Annotated in this window: 19 protein-coding genes and 2 pseudogenes; 15 read left to right on the top strand and 6 right to left on the bottom strand. The window is 42.3% G+C overall.

The features are described from left to right. The first annotated feature begins 1 nt into the window (after position 1). Both AACQ38_RS15395 and AACQ38_RS15390 read left to right on the top strand, forming a co-directional pair. On the top strand, positions 2–553 hold the full coding sequence (locus AACQ38_RS15395; RefSeq protein WP_165578518.1) for an elongation factor P hydroxylase: 552 nt from the start codon (positions 2–4) through the stop codon (positions 551–553). 21 nt (positions 554–574) lie between these two features. Then, entirely contained in the window at positions 575–853 is a 279-nt protein-coding gene (locus tag AACQ38_RS15390; RefSeq protein WP_011147393.1) for a YfcL family protein, read from the top strand. On the opposite strand, the gene mnmC is transcribed toward AACQ38_RS15390, so the two are convergent. After that, a complete protein-coding gene (gene mnmC / locus AACQ38_RS15385; protein ID WP_339367057.1) occupies positions 840–2,963 on the bottom strand; it encodes a bifunctional tRNA (5-methylaminomethyl-2-thiouridine)(34)-methyltransferase MnmD/FAD-dependent 5-carboxymethylaminomethyl-2-thiouridine(34) oxidoreductase MnmC in 2,124 nt (707 codons plus the stop codon). The two genes, AACQ38_RS15390 and mnmC, sit on opposite strands and share 14 nt — an antisense overlap. A 737-nt stretch (positions 2,964–3,700) precedes the next feature. On the opposite strand from mnmC, the gene fabB reads away from it, so the two are divergent. After that, on the top strand, positions 3,701–4,915 hold the full coding sequence (gene fabB, locus AACQ38_RS15380) for a beta-ketoacyl-ACP synthase I (protein ID WP_165578517.1): 1,215 nt from the start codon (positions 3,701–3,703) through the stop codon (positions 4,913–4,915). A 361-nt stretch (positions 4,916–5,276) separates the two neighbouring features. Here the strand turns inward: fabB and AACQ38_RS15375 are convergent, their stop codons facing one another. From AACQ38_RS15375 to AACQ38_RS15365, 3 genes are read right to left on the bottom strand one after another with little or no spacing between them, the layout of a single operon-like run. Then, entirely contained in the window at positions 5,277–6,797 is a 1,521-nt protein-coding gene (locus tag AACQ38_RS15375) for a tripartite tricarboxylate transporter permease (RefSeq protein ID WP_011147390.1), read from the bottom strand. A gap of 10 nt (positions 6,798–6,807) precedes the next feature. After that, entirely contained in the window at positions 6,808–7,239 is a 432-nt protein-coding gene (locus tag AACQ38_RS15370; RefSeq protein WP_165578516.1) for a tripartite tricarboxylate transporter TctB family protein, read from the bottom strand. A gap of 13 nt (positions 7,240–7,252) precedes the next feature. Beyond that, positions 7,253–8,233: a Bug family tripartite tricarboxylate transporter substrate binding protein gene (locus AACQ38_RS15365; RefSeq protein ID WP_165578515.1), complete on the bottom strand. Its 981-nt coding sequence runs from the start codon at positions 8,231–8,233 to the stop codon at positions 7,253–7,255. A 375-nt stretch (positions 8,234–8,608) separates the two neighbouring features. On the opposite strand from AACQ38_RS15365, the gene AACQ38_RS15360 reads away from it, so the two are divergent. From AACQ38_RS15360 to AACQ38_RS15345, 4 genes are all read left to right on the top strand, one after another. Next, positions 8,609–9,262, top strand: a complete 654-nt coding sequence (locus AACQ38_RS15360) for a DUF7424 family protein (RefSeq protein WP_242685602.1) — start codon at positions 8,609–8,611, stop codon at positions 9,260–9,262. A gap of 134 nt (positions 9,263–9,396) precedes the next feature. Next, entirely contained in the window at positions 9,397–9,546 is a 150-nt protein-coding gene (locus AACQ38_RS15355; RefSeq protein ID WP_158538247.1) for a hypothetical protein, read from the top strand. A gap of 168 nt (positions 9,547–9,714) precedes the next feature. Further along, positions 9,715–10,392: a transcriptional regulator TctD gene (gene tctD / locus AACQ38_RS15350; RefSeq protein ID WP_011147386.1), complete on the top strand. Its 678-nt coding sequence runs from the start codon at positions 9,715–9,717 to the stop codon at positions 10,390–10,392. Further along, positions 10,379–11,800 (top strand): sensor histidine kinase, encoded by a 1,422-nt coding sequence (locus AACQ38_RS15345; RefSeq protein ID WP_058589240.1) that lies wholly within the window; start codon positions 10,379–10,381, stop codon positions 11,798–11,800. Before tctD ends, AACQ38_RS15345 begins: the two co-directional genes overlap by 14 nt. On the opposite strand, the gene AACQ38_RS15340 is transcribed toward AACQ38_RS15345, so the two are convergent. Both AACQ38_RS15340 and AACQ38_RS15335 read right to left on the bottom strand, forming a co-directional pair. Next, positions 11,797–12,684, bottom strand: a complete 888-nt coding sequence (locus AACQ38_RS15340) for a DMT family transporter (RefSeq protein WP_011147384.1) — start codon at positions 12,682–12,684, stop codon at positions 11,797–11,799. The two genes, AACQ38_RS15345 and AACQ38_RS15340, sit on opposite strands and share 4 nt — an antisense overlap. 324 nt (positions 12,685–13,008) lie before the next feature. Continuing rightward, positions 13,009–13,128, bottom strand: a pseudogene (locus AACQ38_RS15335) (EamA family transporter); the annotation flags it as partial. Positions 13,129–13,285: 157 nt separating this feature from the next. Here AACQ38_RS15335 and AACQ38_RS15330 point away from each other — a divergent pair. The 8 genes and pseudogenes from AACQ38_RS15330 to AACQ38_RS15295 all read left to right on the top strand — a co-directional run bounded on the left by AACQ38_RS15330 (position 13,286) and on the right by AACQ38_RS15295 (position 18,257). Then, a complete protein-coding gene (locus tag AACQ38_RS15330; protein WP_207631884.1) occupies positions 13,286–13,435 on the top strand; it encodes a hypothetical protein in 150 nt (49 codons plus the stop codon). Between the two features lie 8 nt (positions 13,436–13,443). Then, positions 13,444–13,698 carry a colicin Z C-terminal domain-related protein gene (locus AACQ38_RS15325; RefSeq protein ID WP_242685601.1) on the top strand — a complete coding sequence of 85 codons (255 nt, stop codon included), beginning with the start codon at positions 13,444–13,446 and terminating at the stop codon, positions 13,696–13,698. Between the two features lie 91 nt (positions 13,699–13,789). Then, positions 13,790–14,032 carry a hypothetical protein gene (locus AACQ38_RS15320; RefSeq protein ID WP_165578514.1) on the top strand — a complete coding sequence of 81 codons (243 nt, stop codon included), beginning with the start codon at positions 13,790–13,792 and terminating at the stop codon, positions 14,030–14,032. 284 nt (positions 14,033–14,316) lie between these two features. Next, positions 14,317–14,406, top strand: a pseudogene (locus tag AACQ38_RS15315) (AraC family transcriptional regulator); the annotation flags it as partial. A gap of 89 nt (positions 14,407–14,495) precedes the next feature. After that, positions 14,496–15,623, top strand: a complete 1,128-nt coding sequence (pdxB, locus tag AACQ38_RS15310) for a 4-phosphoerythronate dehydrogenase PdxB (RefSeq protein ID WP_011147383.1) — start codon at positions 14,496–14,498, stop codon at positions 15,621–15,623. A 51-nt stretch (positions 15,624–15,674) separates the two neighbouring features. Further along, positions 15,675–16,685 (top strand): aspartate-semialdehyde dehydrogenase, encoded by a 1,011-nt coding sequence (locus AACQ38_RS15305; RefSeq protein ID WP_109791709.1) that lies wholly within the window; start codon positions 15,675–15,677, stop codon positions 16,683–16,685. A gap of 41 nt (positions 16,686–16,726) precedes the next feature. Continuing rightward, entirely contained in the window at positions 16,727–17,521 is a 795-nt protein-coding gene (truA, locus tag AACQ38_RS15300; protein ID WP_207631885.1) for a tRNA pseudouridine(38-40) synthase TruA, read from the top strand. A 46-nt stretch (positions 17,522–17,567) separates the two neighbouring features. Continuing rightward, positions 17,568–18,257, top strand: a complete 690-nt coding sequence (locus AACQ38_RS15295; RefSeq protein ID WP_041380194.1) for a DedA family protein — start codon at positions 17,568–17,570, stop codon at positions 18,255–18,257. Positions 18,258–18,270 lie beyond the last annotated feature (13 nt).

Below are 18,270 nucleotides of genomic sequence, written 5' to 3'. Positions count from 1 at the left end.
CATGATAACGCATAACTATCAACAACTTATTGATATTTTTAATCGCCGTTTTGGTGACGAATACAACACGCATTTGGTTAAAGGTGATAACGAACCTATTTACCTGCCGGCAGATGAAGAGGTCCCCTATAACCGGATTGTGTTTGCTCATGGTTTCTACGCCAGTGCATTACATGAAATTGCTCATTGGTGCATTGCGGGTAAAGAACGCCGTAAACTAGTGGATTTTGGTTACTGGTATTGCCCGGATGGGCGTGATGCACAGACGCAAAGTGAATTTGAAAAAGTAGAAACTAAACCACAAGCACTTGATTGGTTGTTTTGTACTGCGGCAGGTTTTCCGTTTAATGTTAGTTGTGACAACCTTGAAGGGGATTTTGAACCTGACAGATTAGCTTTTCAGCGTAAAGTTCATGCTCAGATCATGGATTATTTAGCGCAGGGGATACCTGCAAGAGCGGAGTGCTTTATTCAGGGGTTGCACTCGTTCTACAATACGCCCCCATTGAAAGCGGAACATTTTCCTTATCCGGAAGATATATTCGCAGAATGAAACTGAATTTGAGGAAAAATGATGCTCGCTGAGTTTGAAACGCGTATTTTAGCGCAAATTGATGACATGGTAGATCATGCCAGTGATGATGAATTGTTTGCTGGTGGTTATCTCCGCGGGCATCTCACCTTAGCAGTAGCAGAATTGGAGCAGGAAGGCGCACATACGGCTGAACAGCTTCATGACCGTGTTGAAGAAAGTATCCAAACTGCAATTAAAGCGGGAGAATTGGCACCACCGGATCAGGTTCTTGTGCTTAATACCTGGCAGCGCCTATTGGATAATGCTAAAACTCAATAATTTTATTAAGAGGCAGAAAACGAACTGTACTACCCAAATTCATATGAATATCTGATAGTTGGTGGTGCAGTTCCTTATGGCTTTTCAATTTACGACCTTTCAGTAGTTTTTTGATCCAAAAACGGTTTGGGTGAAGGGCCGCCAGTATTTCATTATCCAGTGGTAATGGCTCATCAAAGATCTGCCCGGCAAGAATTTCTGCACTGAGTGGCGCAGAGCATAATCCACGAGAACCTAATGCCCCGATAACAAATAGATTGGAATAACAGGGTGCATCTGTAATGGGGCTCCCTGTGCGGATTTTTTCTGGTAAATCTTGATAATCTGTCATTATTTTATTGAGATCCGGCACATTTCCCACCATTGGCATATGATCACGGATAACGCAGCGAATACCTTGACGGGATTGTTTAGCAGAAACATCAACCTGATTTACCCATTCGGCATCAGATAAACATTTCAGCAACCGGTCACGGTTTTCCTGTTGTTCTGTTTCAGAATATTCATTATCAAGCCGATGACGCTGATAACTGGCGCCGATACAGTGGTGTTGATTGGCTGGATTAGCCGGTGTCATATAACCATCGTAGCAAAGCACATTTTGCAATTGGCTCAAATCAGTTGTGGTTGGAATGTGACTGACTTGACCACGCACAGCAGTTACTGGCAGTTTCTCGGTTTGTTCAAACTGGGGTAGATGATGACCGTTGGCAATCACCACCGTTTTGTGTTGTGCATTTAACGATTGTCCTTGATGCATGAGATGCAATTGCCAGCCATGTTGGTTGTGGCTAAGCGCAGTAACTTGATGATTGAAGCAACAGAGCATGCCTTGCTGTTGTGCCAACTCTGTTGCTGCTTTAGTGAGTTCTGCCGGGCATAGCCATCCGCCCTGTGGATAGTGAATGCCGTGGTGATGAATATCCAGCCCACATTTTTCACTCAACTGGTGACAATTCATGCCGATGGCGAGTTCATTCGGCCATTCTGTTGCCAGCATTTTCTCAATTTTCTTGCTACTTTTTTCATCATAAGCAAGCTGGCTGACACCACACCATTGATGGTCGAAATCAATTCCCTGCGCTGAGAACTGCTCATATTGGCGGCGGGCAAAGGTAAATGCAGAGGTAAAGAATTTTTCGAGTCCGTTATTACTACCGTTCAGTAGCGGGTAAAGTGCTCCTTGGCGATTACCAGACGCACCTTGTGCCGGAGCTACATCCTGACAATAAAGCGTCACCTGTGCTCCACGACGCAATAGCGCGAGTGCGGTAAGAATACCGGCAATCCCGCCGCCGATGATAGCGATATCATCGTTGTGGCTTGCTGACGGACGGGCAAACCAAGGTGCTGGTAATGGTTGATACTTCTGAGTTGCCAGAACTCCGGCCAGCATTTCTCTTTTACGGCCAAATCCTTTGATTTTACTGACATTAAAACCAGCCTGTTGTAAACCACGACGGACGATACCCGCAGAAGTAAAGGTTGCAAAAGTGCCTTCTGGATGAGCAAATTGCGCCATTGCAGTAAACAACTGTTCACTCCACATTTGTGGGTTTTTGGCAGGTGCAAAGCCGTCTAAAAACCAGGCATCTATTTTGCCGTGAAGACTTGAATCCATTGTTGGCAATAGATCATTGACGTCACCAAACCATAAATCCAATGTGGCAGCGCCATTTGCCATAATCAACCGGTGGCAGCCTGCCAGTGGTTGAGGCCATTGCTGGTAAAGTTGCTGTGAAAAAATCTCAAGCTCAGGCCAGCGTTGATGCGCGGCTTTTAAGTCGTTGGTTTTCAGTGGATACTTTTCAAAACTGATGAAATGTAGACGTTTCAATGGCGCATCAGGATTTTGCTGTCGAAATGCATCAAATGCTTGCCAGAGCGTCAGAAAATTTAATCCTGTTCCGAAACCGGTTTCTGCGATTACACAACTAGAACGGGAATGGGTGCAGAATCGTTGGGGGAAGCAGTTACCGTTGAGAAATACATAACGGGTTTCTTCCAGTCCATCCTGATTTGAGAAGTAAACGTCATCAAACTGTGTTGAAATCGGAGTACCTTGATCATTCCAACTTAAGGTTGCGGTACAAATAGCAGAATTTTTCACGGTAATGCCTGTAATATTGCTGATAATAATGCGATTTTAGCGAGGTTGGGGTTAATGTACCACCTGACAGAAGAAAAGGGTGGAAAAGTATTGAGCCTTGCTTGCGGTGTGTACGGTTATTGGAAGAAGCAGGGGTCATTATTACCATCATTTTTGTGTGAATAATGGCTTTATCAGTTGATAAAGTTGGAAAATTTTCTGTTCTAAAACATTTGTTGCTATAATCTTGAGTATTTTCCGTAATTCAGTCAGTAATATAACATAGGGATTGATTCATTTCATAAAAATTTTATTCATCCTTATTATTCTTAGTTATTAAATTTGTTTCTAATTAGTAAGAAATTTAATAAAAATGGCAAGTATAGCAACCTCTATATAAATATAAGCCTACTAATCATTATTCGGATGCTTGACAAGTTCATGTGTATTGCATTGATATTATTATCCTTAACATAAATTTTTGATGGAAATTAAGAGTGTTTTTTTGATCTTATTGTTTACCAAAATAATTCCTATCTGAAATTTATTTTCATCTATTAAAATCTGAATTTTTTTTACTGTATTCTATGAGAGTTAACAGTCATTTTGACGTGAAAACATATTGGGATTTTTAGAGAGATGAATTTTTATTCGTAATTTTATCCTGATCGGACTTGTTCAGCGTACAAGTGTACGCTAAAGTGCTACATAGCTATAGATAGAAATCCCGCAGATAAACACATTTAATGAGGTATTTAATGAAGCGCGTAGTGATCACTGGCTTGGGTATTGTCTCCAGCATTGGTAATAATCAGAAAGAAGTACTGGCATCTCTGAAAGAAGGCCGCTCCGGGATAACTTTTTCTGAAAAATTCAAAGAGATAGGAATGAGAAGCCATGTCTGGGGTAATGTAAAGCTGGATACCTCCGGATTAATAGACCGAAAAATTCAGCGCTTCATGAGCGATGCCTCTGTTTATGCTTATCTGGCGATGGAAGAGGCAATTAAAGATTCTGGCCTGGCTGATGATCAGGTTTCTAATATTCGTAGCGGATTGGTAGTGGGCTCTGGTGGTGGTTCCCCGCATAACCAGGTTGCGGGTGCTGATGGGATGCGTACTCGTGGTTTGCGTGGTGTGGGGCCTTATATGGTAACCCGCTCAATGGCTTCCGGTGTGTCAGCTTGCCTTGCAACTCCCTTTAAAATCAAAGGGGTAAACTACTCTATCAGTTCTGCATGTTCTACTTCTGCCCATTGCATAGGTCATGCGGCTGAACTTATTCAGTTAGGAAAACAGGATATTGTTTTTGCTGGTGGTGGTGAAGAACTCTGCTGGGAAATGAGTTGTGAATTTGATGCAATGGGTGCACTTTCAACGAAATACAACGAAATGCCAGAAAAGGCGTCCCGTACTTACGATAAGAGCCGTGATGGTTTTGTTATTGCTGGTGGCGGCGGTATTGTTGTTGTGGAAGAATTAGAGCATGCATTGGCACGCGGCACACACATATACGCTGAAATTGTTGGTTATGGAGCAACCTCTGATGGCGCAGATATGGTTGTTCCATCTGGCGAAGGTGCGGTTCGTTGTATGAATATGGCACTGCAAGATGTGAAAGGTTCCATTGATTATGTGAACACGCATGGTACATCTACTCCTGCGGGTGATGTGAAAGAGTTGGAGGCGATCAGGGAAGTCTTTGGTGATACAACACCGGCAATTTCTGCAACAAAAGCGATGACCGGCCATTCACTGGGTGCTGCTGGTGTACACGAAGCAATTTATAGCCTACTGATGTTAGAGCATGGTTTTATTGCACCAAGTATTAACATTGAAGCTCTTGATGATAAAGCGGTAGGCATGAATATCATCACTAAACCTACTGAGCAAAAATTGAATACCGTGATGTCCAATAGTTTTGGTTTCGGTGGTACTAATGCTTCTTTGGTGATGAGCAAGTATTCAGCTTAATTTCCCTCATCACAGACTGTTTCGATCGTGTCCAAACAACAATGGTCGTTATTTGATGTATCTTAGGTGACTGCGTACAGCGAGTCACCTTTGTATGTATACCCGTTATCTTTCAAGTTGCCTCTTTGTTGGCTGCACTCTCTCACCCCGGTCACATAGTTATCTATGCTCCCGGGGATTCGTTCCCTTGCCGTCGCGATCCATCTTGAAATCCATAGGGTATAAATTCAAACCTGTTTTGCTGAATTTTGATTTTGTGTGAAATATAATGTGAATACGGAAGTATATTCCTGTTACGGTAGAAAAGCCCATAATATTTTTATAATAATGATGATCTTGTAATATTATAGGCTTTTATTTGTTACGTTTTATTTTCAGTAGCCATTTGCTGAATACGGCGCTTACGGATAATTCGTAATATTGGTGGAATAATCAGAACCAGAGCTGCTAGTATCAATAAACTCTGAGTAATTGTGCTGCTCCACAGAATGCCAAATTCTCCATTACTAATAGAAAGTGCGCGACGTAAATTTTGTTCCAGCATTTCTCCCAATACGAAACCGAGGATTAATGGCGACATCGGGAAATTCATCTTTCTCAGAATGTAGCCAAAAATACCCAATCCTACCATCAACAGAAGATCAAATGTCGTACTGTGTATGGCATATACACCAACCGCTGAAACAGTAGCAATCGCTGGAACAAGGAACCAGAGTGGGATAGTGAGCATCCGTGTAAATAGACCTATCATTGGGATATTCATAATCAGTAGGATAATATTGGCAATCAATAAAGCCGCAATTAACCCCCAGACGATATCCGGTTGTTCAGTGAACATTCCCGGCCCAGGCGTAATATTATAGAGCGTTAATGCCCCCATCATAACGGCAGTGGTACCTGAACCTGGCACGCCTAATGTTAGCATTGGAATAAAGGAGCCACAGGCCGAAGCATTATTAGCCGCTTCTGGTGCTGCTACGCCGCGAATATCACCTTTACCAAATGAATCGCTATTCCCACTGAGCTTCTTCTCAGTCATGTAGGTAATTGCGCTGGCAATAGTCGCTCCTGCACCAGGCAAAATACCGACAAAGAAACCGATAAAGGATGATCTAAGCGTTGGCATAGCGCATTCAGCCGCTTCCTTGCGATTGAACAGCAGACGGCCTGTTTTGCGGATAATGGTTTTGCCGGCCGAGGTACTCTCTAACATCAGCAAAATTTCGCTGACAGAAAACAGACCTATTACCACAACAATAAATTGAATGCCATCTGACAGATGAACGTTGTCGAAAGTAAAACGATAAACCCCGGTGTTGGCGTCTACTCCGACAGTTGCCAGACCCAATCCTATTAATGCTGCTAATAGTGATTTCAGCGGATTCTGGCTCATCATGCTACCCAGACAAGCAATAGCAAAAACCATAAGTGCAAAATATTCAGCAGGGCCGAAAGCCAGTGACCACTGCGCCAGTAATGGTGCAAACAAAATAATGCCGAAAATTGCCAGCAAAGAACCACAGAAAGAACTTACCGCGGAAATAGATAGCGCCACACCTGCACGGCCCTGTTTGGCCATCGGATAACCATCTAATGCGGTCATAATGGCAGCGGCATCACCGGGAACATTCAGCAGAATCGATGATATACGCCCACCATACTCACAACCGATATAAACAGTTGCCAATAAGATCAGGGCAGATTCAGCAGGCAGTTTTAAAGCGAAAGCCAGTGGCAGCAGAATCGCGACACCATTAATTGGCCCAAGCCCCGGTAACAGCCCAACAATCGTACCGACAAAACAGCCAATTAAAGCAATAATCAGGTTTTGCGGCACCATTGCAACCTCAAACCCTTGACTGAGATACATCCAGGTTTCCATAAATTCTCCGTCAGTTGAGCCAGCTACCGAGAGGCAGGGTTACGTCAAGTAAGCGGTCAAAGGCGAAATATAATGTGACGCCAAGGAACACCCCGGAAATGATTGCGGCAGGCAGTGTTGCGTTAAACAACAGCGCGACACTGAATGTCAGCAGCGCTGTAGCCAGAGGAAAACCAAGCCACTCGAATGACCAACCATAAATAACCAAAGAGAGAATCAACAGCATTAGGCGACGGATAACGGGGGCACTAGGCCAATTGCTCTGCTCTGGTTTTTTGAAAAGTAGTAGTAAAGCACAGAGTGCCATCAGAGACAGAATGATCATTGGGAAAGGTTTGGGCCCTAGAGGTTCATAAGTGTATTCGCTCTGAATTCCCCAACCAATAACTATCCCAATGGCACAGAGTACTAACCAGATAGTAGCAAAGATACGATCGTTCATGATGATGACTCTGTTATTTGGCTAAGCCAAAAGCTCTGGCTTGTTCACGATATTGTTCAACCTGTTTTTTCACATAGCTGTCCAACTCTTTGCCGGTCATGTTGAATTCAAACAACCCACGGATATCACGTTGTTTTTTAAAAGCATCTGTTTGTTGTAGTTTGTTAAAAGCATCAACCCACCATTGATACTCTTCGTCAGAAACTTTTGGTCCCATGTAAAATCCACGGATAATTGGCCATATCAGGTCATAACCTTGCTCTTTGGCAGTAGGAATATTGGCTAAATCACCATCCAGTCGTTTATCTGCATAAACAGCCAGAACCCGGATTTTGTCTCCATTCAGATAAGGTACCATCTCGCTCAGATCACCGGAAACCGCCTGAATATGATTACCCAGCAGGGCGGTGATAGGTTCACCTCCTCCCTCAAAAGCGACATAACGCATTTTGTGAGGATCAATTCCAACCTCTTTTGCCAGCAGTGCGGTTTTCATCCAGTCCTGACTACCGATAGAAGCGCCGGCACCAAATACAATGCTGTTGGGATTATCCTTAAAAGCATTCATCAAATCGTTCAGGGTACGGTAAGGTGAATCGGCACGGACAGCGATCATTCCATAATCAGTACCAACACTTGCCAGCCAGCGAACATCGTTAACGTTATAGCGACCAAATTTTCCCTGAGACAAATTGAGTAGAGAGCCGCCAGAAAAGGCGACAATGGTTCCTGCTTCAGTAGGTCGCTGTGCGACGATAGCATTGTAAGCGACAGCACCAACACCACCGGGCATAAAAGTGACACGCATAGGCTTGCTGATCTCTTTCGTATCCAGTAGTGAAACTTGGACCAGCTTGCAGGTCAGGTCGAACCCGCCACCCGGTTTTGCAGGGGCAATACATTCGGTCCGGTTAGGTGCACTGGCAGCAAAAACACTACTTGTGCCAAATAGTAAAGCGGTTGCCGCTAACATCTTGATCGTTATAGTTTTCATTTGTTTGCTCTCATCAATACCCTTGTAAGATATAATCACTACAAACAGACCTGGTTGGCTTAATTAGTAATAACAAAACCTTTCATTTACCTTTCAGTAACAAGAAAAGTTGTTGATATGTGATTTCAATCGCTTAAATTTGCGTAGCGTTTCGCATTAATGAGTTTACAAATGGCTACAGGCTTCCTTTTTTGTTTTGGTTTGTTGTAAGTTTCTCGTAGTTTTGATGTTGTTCTGTTTTACTCGCGGTAACTTTACATTCGACTAAGGAGGTATTATGCAAATGGTAATTATTTATGCAATGTGTCAAATTAAATGGAAAATTTATTGAATATAATCAGACTTTATCTTGAGGAAGTCTGAATTGAGGAAATGATGAGAAAATTGATTCTTTGCAGTGCTATGGGTAGTGCTATGGCTTTTACTTTGGCGGGATGTAAAACAGAACTCAGTACTTCGGTATCTGTTAACCAACTGTTATCTGAACAAGTTAAAACGGTGACATCTGATTTGTTAGTTGAAGTCAGTGCCTGTGGTGATTATAAAGATTCCAGACAATCATCAAAATCATTGTTAGACACTCAAGAAAAAGTATCGGCTATTTTTGCCAATGCGGAATACGTGGAATGTTTTAGAAAAAGTATGGATTCGTTTGCTCACTTTAAAGTTCCTGTGAGTGTAGGGAATGCAAGTATAACTGGTTCTACTAAGGGCATTCATCTTTATGGTAATGGCGCAGATATCTTGGTGATAAGCGTACCAAAAGCGATAAAGGAGAAAATTAACCAGATAGATAGTTCAATGGCATCAAAGACCAAAATTTCAATTAATATTAAGAATGATACTGGTGAAGTTTTAAAAATGACGGGTTTATCCGCATTCCTTAATGATAAAGAGCCGATGGTGATATCGAATTTTAGTTTAAAAGTAGGTAGTGAAATAAAACTCACTTTGTCTAATGTCTCTGTGGCGTCTGCATTGGATGAACGTTTTGATTTTACTCCTGTGCTCATGGCAATATCTGAGTAAGTGGAAGCGGTAATAGAGATCTATTACTTAATTTGGTATGGCAAAATACCCTGTTATTTATAGCGAAGTATTTTGGCATGAAAATGGAATTAAGTTGAATTGAGTTAGTGTCTGACTATTTTTCAGAAAAATAGGTGTGGCGATATACCCTATGGATTTCAAGATGCATCGCGACGGCAAGGGAGCGAATCCCCGAGAGCATGGATAACTATGTGACCGGGGTGAGCGAGTGCAGCCAACAAAGAGGCAATTTGAAAGATAACGGGTATAAACTGGAAATATAGTTATATCTGTAATTATATTTATACCCAATGGATTTCAAGATGGATCGCGACGGCAAGGGAGCGAATCCCCGGGAGCATAGATAACGATGTGACCGGGGGTGAGTGCAGCCAACAAAGAGGCAACTTGAAAGATAACGGGTATATATTAATCGATTAGATATTGAAAATATGCGTTTACTTTTAGTGGAAGACCACCCTGAATTATTGCATTGGCTGCAAAAAGCACTGAGTAGTTCAGGATTTGCCGTAGATGTTGCTAGTGATGGCATAGTTGCTGATCAATTATTACAGACAGAAAACTATGCATTATTGATTCTGGATGTTTCTTTGCCTAGGTTGGATGGGCTTTCTCTGTTAGTTCGTTTGCGTAAGCGTGGGCAAAATTTGCCGGTATTATTATTAACGGCGAAAACTGATGTTTCTGAGCGAGTGAAAGGGCTTAATTCTGGTGCCGATGATTATCTGACGAAACCTTTTGATTTACAGGAATTGGAAGCACGTATCCGGGCATTACTTCGTCGTAGTGCAGGTGTTCTACAGGAGACGCTGACATTCGGCTCCCTTGTTTATCAGGATGATGGTTACTTTGTTCTGAACGATGAGCCATTGGCTTTGACACCAAGGGAACTTTCGGTTTTGACAACATTGTTCCATCGTCGGGGGAGGCCTGTTTCTAAGCAACAGCTCTTTGAACAGGTATTTGCACTGTCAGATGAAGCGAACCCACAAAGTATTGAACTTTATGTGCACCGGATTCGGAAAAAATTATCAGGCAGTAATGTGGGGATCAGTACATTACGGGGATTAGGCTATCGTCTGGAGCGTCAGAAAGATGACATGGTTTAAAGTACCGAACTCATTGTTTCATCAGTTACTCTTGTTTTTTGGTGTCCCATTGTTTGTGTTGGGTTGTTTATCGGTTGGCACCCATTATTTTAGTGCAGAGAATGCGGCGACATTGGCTTATGACCGTACTTTATTGGCATCTGCTCGAACTGTGGCAGAACGGCTGACTGTTAAAAATAACCAATTAATTGTCGATGTACCTTATGTGGTTCTGGATAGTTTTGAGCGAAATATGAATGATAGGCTGTTTTATCAGGTGTTATCACCCGAAGGGGAAATAATTTCCGGTTATGATGATTTGCCTTTGATCCCTAAAGATACGCTTCGCTCCAATTTATACACGGCTCTAGTTTATTTTTATGATGCTGAATATCACGGCCGGCCCATTCGGGTTGCTGCCCTTTATCAGCCGATCAATGAAGGGGGAATGATGGGAATGGCGTTGATACTAGTTGCTGAAACAGTGGCTTCCCGTCATTATCTTGCCCAACAATTATTAATATCTTCTTTGATGAGCCAAGGAACCGTGGTTGGGTTGACTCTGATTCTGGCTTATTTTCTGTTGAAGCAGTTACTTAAACCACTACATAAACTTTCTGGCGTCATGGTCCGTCGTCCCGCAAATGATCTTACTCCGTTACCGGATATGTTGCCTTGGTCGGAACTTTCCCCATTGTTATATGCATTTAATCGTTATATAGAGCGACTGAAATTGATGGTGAGTCGGCAGGAGAGGTTCAGTGCGGATGCTTCTCACCAACTTAGAACGCCATTAACAGTATTAAAAACGCAAGTAGCGGTAGCGCTTGCCAGCAAAGATCCAGCGCAATGGAAAGAAAGCTTACAGGCCATTGATAGTACATTGGATAACACTATCTCTCTGACGGATCGTTTATTACAACTTTCTCGTTTGAAAGCGCATGAAAAGGAGGCCGTTCGGGATTATAGGCCGGTTAATCTAGTCGAATTGTTGCAACAGGCATGTTTTTCTCGTTTGCAACAGGCTGAAAGTAAGAATATTGATTTGGGTTATGAAGGCGAAAATGCTCAATGGATCAAGGGGGAACCTGTATTACTGACGGAAATGTGTGCTAATTTATTGGACAATGCAATTAAATATACACCGGAAGGTGGCATTGTTACGGCTAGAGTGATTCTCAACTCTTGTAAGACATACTGTTATTTGGAAGTGGATGACAGTGGGCCGGGGATTGCTAAAGAAGACATCAATTTGTCTCTGATGGCTTTTAATCGTCTTGATAATGCTGCGGGGCATGAAGGGGCAGGATTAGGATTAGCTCTGGTAAAAGATATCGGTATTTATCATGGTACTCATCCCCAATTATTGCCCAGTGAAACACTGGGCGGTTTATTAGTAAGAATCCCTTTTAGGCTTTCTGATGATTAATTTCCTGAGGTTTTTCTAATAAGAGGGGTACGTAGTTGCTGTGCCAGTATAACGCCTAATAACGTTATACTGCCACCAATCAGGTGGTAACTGTGCATCTCTTCATGCAGAACCAGAATAGCGATAATAGCTGTAAATATCGGCGTCAAATTCATAAATATGGTGGTGGTATTCGCACCAAGTTTTATGACGCCTTGTATCCATAAATAGGGGGCAATGATCGAAGCTGGAATACCGGCGAATAAGACTAACGAGATATTGCTGGCATTCAATTGAACATCTTTGGTCAATAGGAAATTTGGCAGTAATAACAGGACACCAAAAGTGATTTGTACATATAGGGATTGCCAGTTGGGTAATGGAATAGACCAATGTTTGGTTAATACGCCATAGAGTGCGTAGGAGATGGAAGCAAGCAACATCATCAATTCGCCGCGGCCTAAACCGTGTTGCAATAATGATATGGGATCACCGGCGCTGACCAACCAGATTAAACCAGACAGAGATAGAACGGTACCAAGAGCAAGGCCGACAGTGGGGACAACACGTAAAACAAATATACTGATGATCACAGTCAAAAGAGGAATCAATGAGCTAAGAATTCCCATAAATGTTGCACTGATACTGTGCGCAGCGTAATAGGCTAAGCTTTGATAAAGTACCATGCCAAGTGCGCCAAGAATTAATAATTTCCACCAATATTGACAGATTGTTTTCCATCGCCGAATGACCGAGAGTACAACAAAGGGGGTTAATGTGAGAAAGGCTAGGAACCAGCGATAAAAAGAAATTGCCGCCGGATCAATAGCTGTAGCGGAGGCTTTACTTACTACGGCATTAATTGACCAAATCAGGACTGCTAGAAACGGGAAAATTATATTCATATAGATAGTCGCATTGAGATAAAAATGAGTGTGTTTAGTCTAATGGTGTCTGATTTATTATATACATATCCTATGGATTTATGTTTGGTTAATACGCCAAAGAGTGCGTAGGCGATGGAAGCAAGTAACATCATCAATTCGCCGTGGCCTAATACGACAGCCGTACTTATTTCTCTTAACAGAAAAGACACTTATAGAAAAGCTTAATTCATGCGGTTTCTCAGAATTGTGAGCATCAAAGAAAATGCAACTTTCTGGTATCTACGGCTGTAGTACTAAACCGTGTTGCAATAATGATATGGGATCACCGGCGCTGATCAATCAGATTAAACCAGACAGAGATAGAACGGTTCCAAGAGCAAGGCCAACAGTGGGGACAACACGTAAGACAAATATACTGATGATCACAGTCAAAAGAGGAATCAACGAGCTAAGAGTTCTCATGTGAAAAATTTCATTTGAAAACAGTATGTTAAATATAAACACATATAAAACATAAAAATAAATTATAATAAATGAAATTCTTATTATAATAAAAGAGTCCTTTGAAATATCGTTTTTTTGCCAACATAACTAACTTTTTATATTTAAGGAGATAAATATGCCAGCAGCTCAAGCTTATGCTCCACCCGGTTTTTGGGGGCCTTGGATTGATTTACAAGGATGGTTTGGTAGTAACAGCCACGGTGTTATACCCTATGGATTTCAAGATGCTTCGCGGCGGCAAGGGAGTGAATCCCCGGGAGCATAGGTAACTATGTGACCGGGGTGAGCGAGCGCAGCCAACAAAGAGGCAACTTGAAGGATAACGGGTATAGATATACTTTCGATACAGAATCACAGGCTCCATCCACTTTTTCCGTTGAAATACAATATGTAGATGAACCAACACTAAAAACGATACAAACTATAGGCCCTGGTGATTATCTGGTCCGTAGTAACGGCGGAATAGGAACAGATAGAATCAGGTGTAAAAGTCATTCTATAGGACAAAACATTAGAATTACTTGGTAATTTATTTTAATATACTGTTAATTGCAGCCCTACCCGAACTTTAAGTAGGGCTATATTCTGTAAAATCGTTCAGTATAGTAGGATCAAAATTATGAGAAATTTATTGGTTATTATGTTACTTATATCTGCCATAACAGGGTGTTCTAGTAATCCAGATAAACAAGTACAAAGAGAAGATGGATTGAAATTTACATTCTCATCCGGTGATAAATTTATCTTAACCCGAGCCTGTACAGATCAAATCAATTATATAGGGGTAGATGAAGGCGGTAATAACCAATTAGCAATAGTGGTAAAAAAAATAAACCCTGTTTTCCCTACCTTGATACATTAATCAATAAAAATATCGGCTCTCAAGTGACAATATCATTCAAAGGTATACCTATTATATTGAATACCATCCAAACTGCTTTAGGCCCTTCATTCAGAATGGCGGTAAAAGATACACAACAAGCCATGAATATCGTTGATATATTGAAAAACTAAATAGTAATCAGTTCCTTGCTAAAAAATCAATTATACCCTATGGATTTCAAGATGCATCGCGACGGTAAGGAAACGAATCCCTGGGAGCATAGATAACTATGTGATCGGGGGGGCGTGAATACAGCCAACTTTTTTGATGTGGGTTATAGCTCATCTTCTGCTTTTATCGCTATGTTTCAGCAATTGGCAGGCACGACACCGGAACGTTTCAGGAAAAGTTAACAACAAAAAAACCGTTATTATGGGTTTTGTTATAATTAAATGGCAGAATAGCTCGCTACGTCAGTTTTAATGCCACAGGATGGAATTAAGTGAAGATTCTGGTTGATGAAAATATGCCTTATGCTGATCAACTATTTCAGCAATTGGGGGATGTACAAGCTATTCCGGGGCGTCCGGTACCGGAAGGTGTACTGGATCATGCTGATGCATTTATGGTCCGCTCAGTGACTAAAGTTAATGAAGAATTACTGAAAGGCCGCGCGGTAAAATTTATCGGTACGGCAACGGCGGGGACTGACCATGTGGATCAGTCATGGTTATCACAGGCAGGAATTGGGTTTTCAGCAGCGCCGGGATGTAATGCCATTGCTGTGGTTGAATATGTTTTCTCAGCGTTAATGTTGCTGGCGGAACGTGATAATTTTGAGCTTAAGGATAAAGTTGTCGGAATCGTTGGTGTCGGTAATGTCGGAAGTAGACTGGCTGAACGGTTAGCCGTCCTTGGTATCCGGACACTTTTATGTGATCCTCCAAGAGCTGACAGAGGGGACGCTGGTGAATTTTGGTCACTGGAAAAATTGGTTAAAGAGGCGGATATTCTGACATTCCATACGCCACTCAATAAATCAGGTCCGTATAAAACACATCATCTGGTGGATGTGGAATTATTGTCGGTTTTGCCGGATAACCGCATATTGATTAACGCCAGTCGCGGTGAAGTTATTGATAATCAAGCGCTGCTTACTGCATTGAAATGTGGTAAGAAACTCCGTGTTGTTCTGGATGTATGGGAGCCGGAACCTGATTTATCCCTACCATTACTGGAATTAGTTGATATTGGTACACCGCATATCGCGGGTTATACCCTCGAAGGTAAAGCGCGTGGTACCACACAGGTATTTGAAGCTTACTGTGAATTCCTTGGTCAACCCCGTAAAGTGGCTTTATCTGATTTATTGCCAGAACCAGATTTCAGCCGGGTTACCCTACATGGGAATGTCACTCAAAGCACACTGAAGCGGTTGATGCATTTAGTGTATGATGTACGCCGCGATGATACCCCGTTACGGCAAGTTGCCGGTCAAAAAGGGCAATTTGATTATCTGCGTAAAAACTATTTAGAACGCCGGGAATGGTCATCCCTAACTGTATGTTGTGATAATAGAGAGAGTGCTGAGTTGCTAGCTGCTCTTGGTTTCAGTACAGAACTGATTTAATCCGTGCAGAAATATATCTGCATGTCAGAAAGATAGATGGAGAAAACCAACATGTCAGAAGGTTGGAATATTGCCCTATTGGGTGCGACAGGGGCAGTAGGTGAAGCGATATTGGCGTTATTACAAGAGCGTCAGTTTCCCGTTGGTGAATTGTATCCTCTCGCCAGTGAGCGTAGTGCCGGTGAAAGCTTGCGTTTTAATGGCAAAAATTTTGTTGTTGGTGATGCTGCTGATTTTGACTGGTCACAGGTACAGCTCGCTTTTTTTGTGGCTGGATTAGAGGCTACGGCACAATATGTTGAAAAAGCGACAGAAGAAGGTTGTTTGGTTATCGATAGCAGTGGGTTGTTTGCTATGGAGCCTGATGTACCTTTAGTTGTTCCTGGGGTGAATCCTCATGTTTTGGCGGATTATCGTAACCGAAATATTATTGCCTTAGCAGATAGTATGACCAGTCAAGTACTGACAGCCATTAAACCGCTGGTGGATGCGGCTGGAATTGCACGTTTGCATTTGACTAATCTGTTTTCTGTTTCTGTTCACGGCAAAGCGGCCGTTGATGAATTAGCTGGACAGAGCGCCCGTTTGCTTAATGGCATTCCACCGGAGCCAGGTCATTTCAGTAAACAACTGGCATTTAATCTTTTGCCGTTGCCAACAGAAGCTGAAGGTTCTGTGCGTGAAGAGCGTCTCCTTGTGGATCAGATACGCAAAATTTTACAGGATGAGGGATTACCCATTTCAGTGAGTTGCGTTCAGTCTTCCGTTTTTTATGGCAATGCTCAAGTAGTCCATTTGGAAACATTGCGTCCGGTTGGGGTGGAAGAAGCTCAAGAAGAATTAGAGCGGATGGTTGATATTAACGTTGCAGATGAAGGCGATTATCCAACTCCAGTGACGGAAGCATCGGGTAATGATGTGCTGAGTATTGGTTGTTTGCGCCATGATTATGGTATGCCGGAAATATTACAATTCTGGTCTGTGGCCGATAACATCCGGTTTGGTGGTGCATTAATGGCTGTTGAGACAGCGGAAAAACTGATTCAGGAGCAATTTTACTGATGTTCGGTACAGAACAAACAGAATCTGTGCCAGGTTCAAAGATGAAAATTGCATTGGGAATTGAGTACGATGGCAGCCGATATTATGGCTGGCAGCGTCAGCAGGAAGTAAAAAGTGTTCAGGGATGCCTTGAGGAAGCACTATCAAAAGTCGCCGATGAACCCATATCGGTATTTTGTGCTGGTCGGACCGATGCTGGAGTACATGCAACAGGGCAGGTTGTGCATTTTGAAACGTCTGTTCAGCGCAAGGATGCGGCGTGGACAATGGGCGTGAACGTACATTTACCGCCAGATATTGTTGTTCGTTGGGTGAAAACCGTGGATGAGGGTTTCCATGCCCGTTTTAGTGCAACTGCTCGGCGATATCGTTACATTATTTTTAATCATCGTTATCGTCCAGCAGTGCTGGCCAATGGTGTGACCCATTTTCACTATCCACTGGATGAAAAGCGGATGCATCAGGCTGCGCAATGTATATTAGGAGAAAATGATTTTACCTCTTTCCGTGCAGTTCAATGCCAATCTAAAACGCCTTGGCGTAATGTGATGCATATTAATGTCAATCGTTACGGACATTACGTTGTCATAGATATTAAAGCCAATGCTTTTGTGCATCATATGGTGCGTAATATTGCGGGTAGTCTGATGGAAATTGGCTGTGGGAATCAGGATATTAACTGGATGGCCCAGTTGCTTGCTTTAAAAGATCGGACGAAAGCCGCTGCGACGGCAAAAGCCGCAGGGTTGTATCTGGTTGCTGTTGATTATCCGGTGCAATTTGATTTGCCTTGCGCTGTTATGGGACCTCTGTTTTTGGCAGATGATCTGATTTAACATTTCTAGTTGCCGACACGGATGTTTTGGCATAGTGGGGAATATTATGGAATTTCTGACTCATTTTGTTGATTTTGCTAAATTTATTATTGATTTCATTCTCCATATTGACATTCATTTAGCCGAACTGGTCGCACAATATGGTGATTGGGTATATGGCATTTTGTTTCTGATTTTATTTTGTGAAACAGGGTTAGTGATTACTCCGTTTCTACCGGGAGATTCGCTGTTATTTGTTGCCGGCGCTTTAGCGGCTCTGGGCTCAAATGATCTGAATGTGCATATCATGGTGGCATTGATGATTATTGCGGCTATTATTGGTGATGCAGTGAACTATGCTATTGGTCGCATCTTTGGCGAAAGGTTATTTACTAATCCAAATTCAAAAATTTTCCGCCGCAGTTATTTAGATAAAACACATGAGTTTTATGAAAAACATGGTGGGAAGGCAATTATTTTGGCGCGATTTGTACCAATTATCAGAACATTTGCACCATTCGTTGCAGGTATGGGGAAAATGTCTTATCGTCGTTTTGCTGCTTATAACGTGATTGGCGCACTAGTATGGGTACTGTTATTCACCTATTCTGGTTATATATTCGGTGATATGCCAATGGTACAACAGAATTTGAAACTGTTGATTGTCGCTATCATCTTTATTTCAATCCTGCCCGGAGTGATTGAAATCTGGCGTCATCGTCGTACGGTGATGAAGCAGAAGAGTGATAACCGGTAACAGGTTTGAGCAG

Source organism: Photorhabdus sp. RW14-46 (genome assembly GCF_963887965.1).
GTDB classification, from domain to species: Bacteria; Pseudomonadota; Gammaproteobacteria; order Enterobacterales; family Enterobacteriaceae; genus Photorhabdus; species Photorhabdus laumondii.
This window is presented reverse-complemented; position numbering and strand designations above follow the sequence as displayed.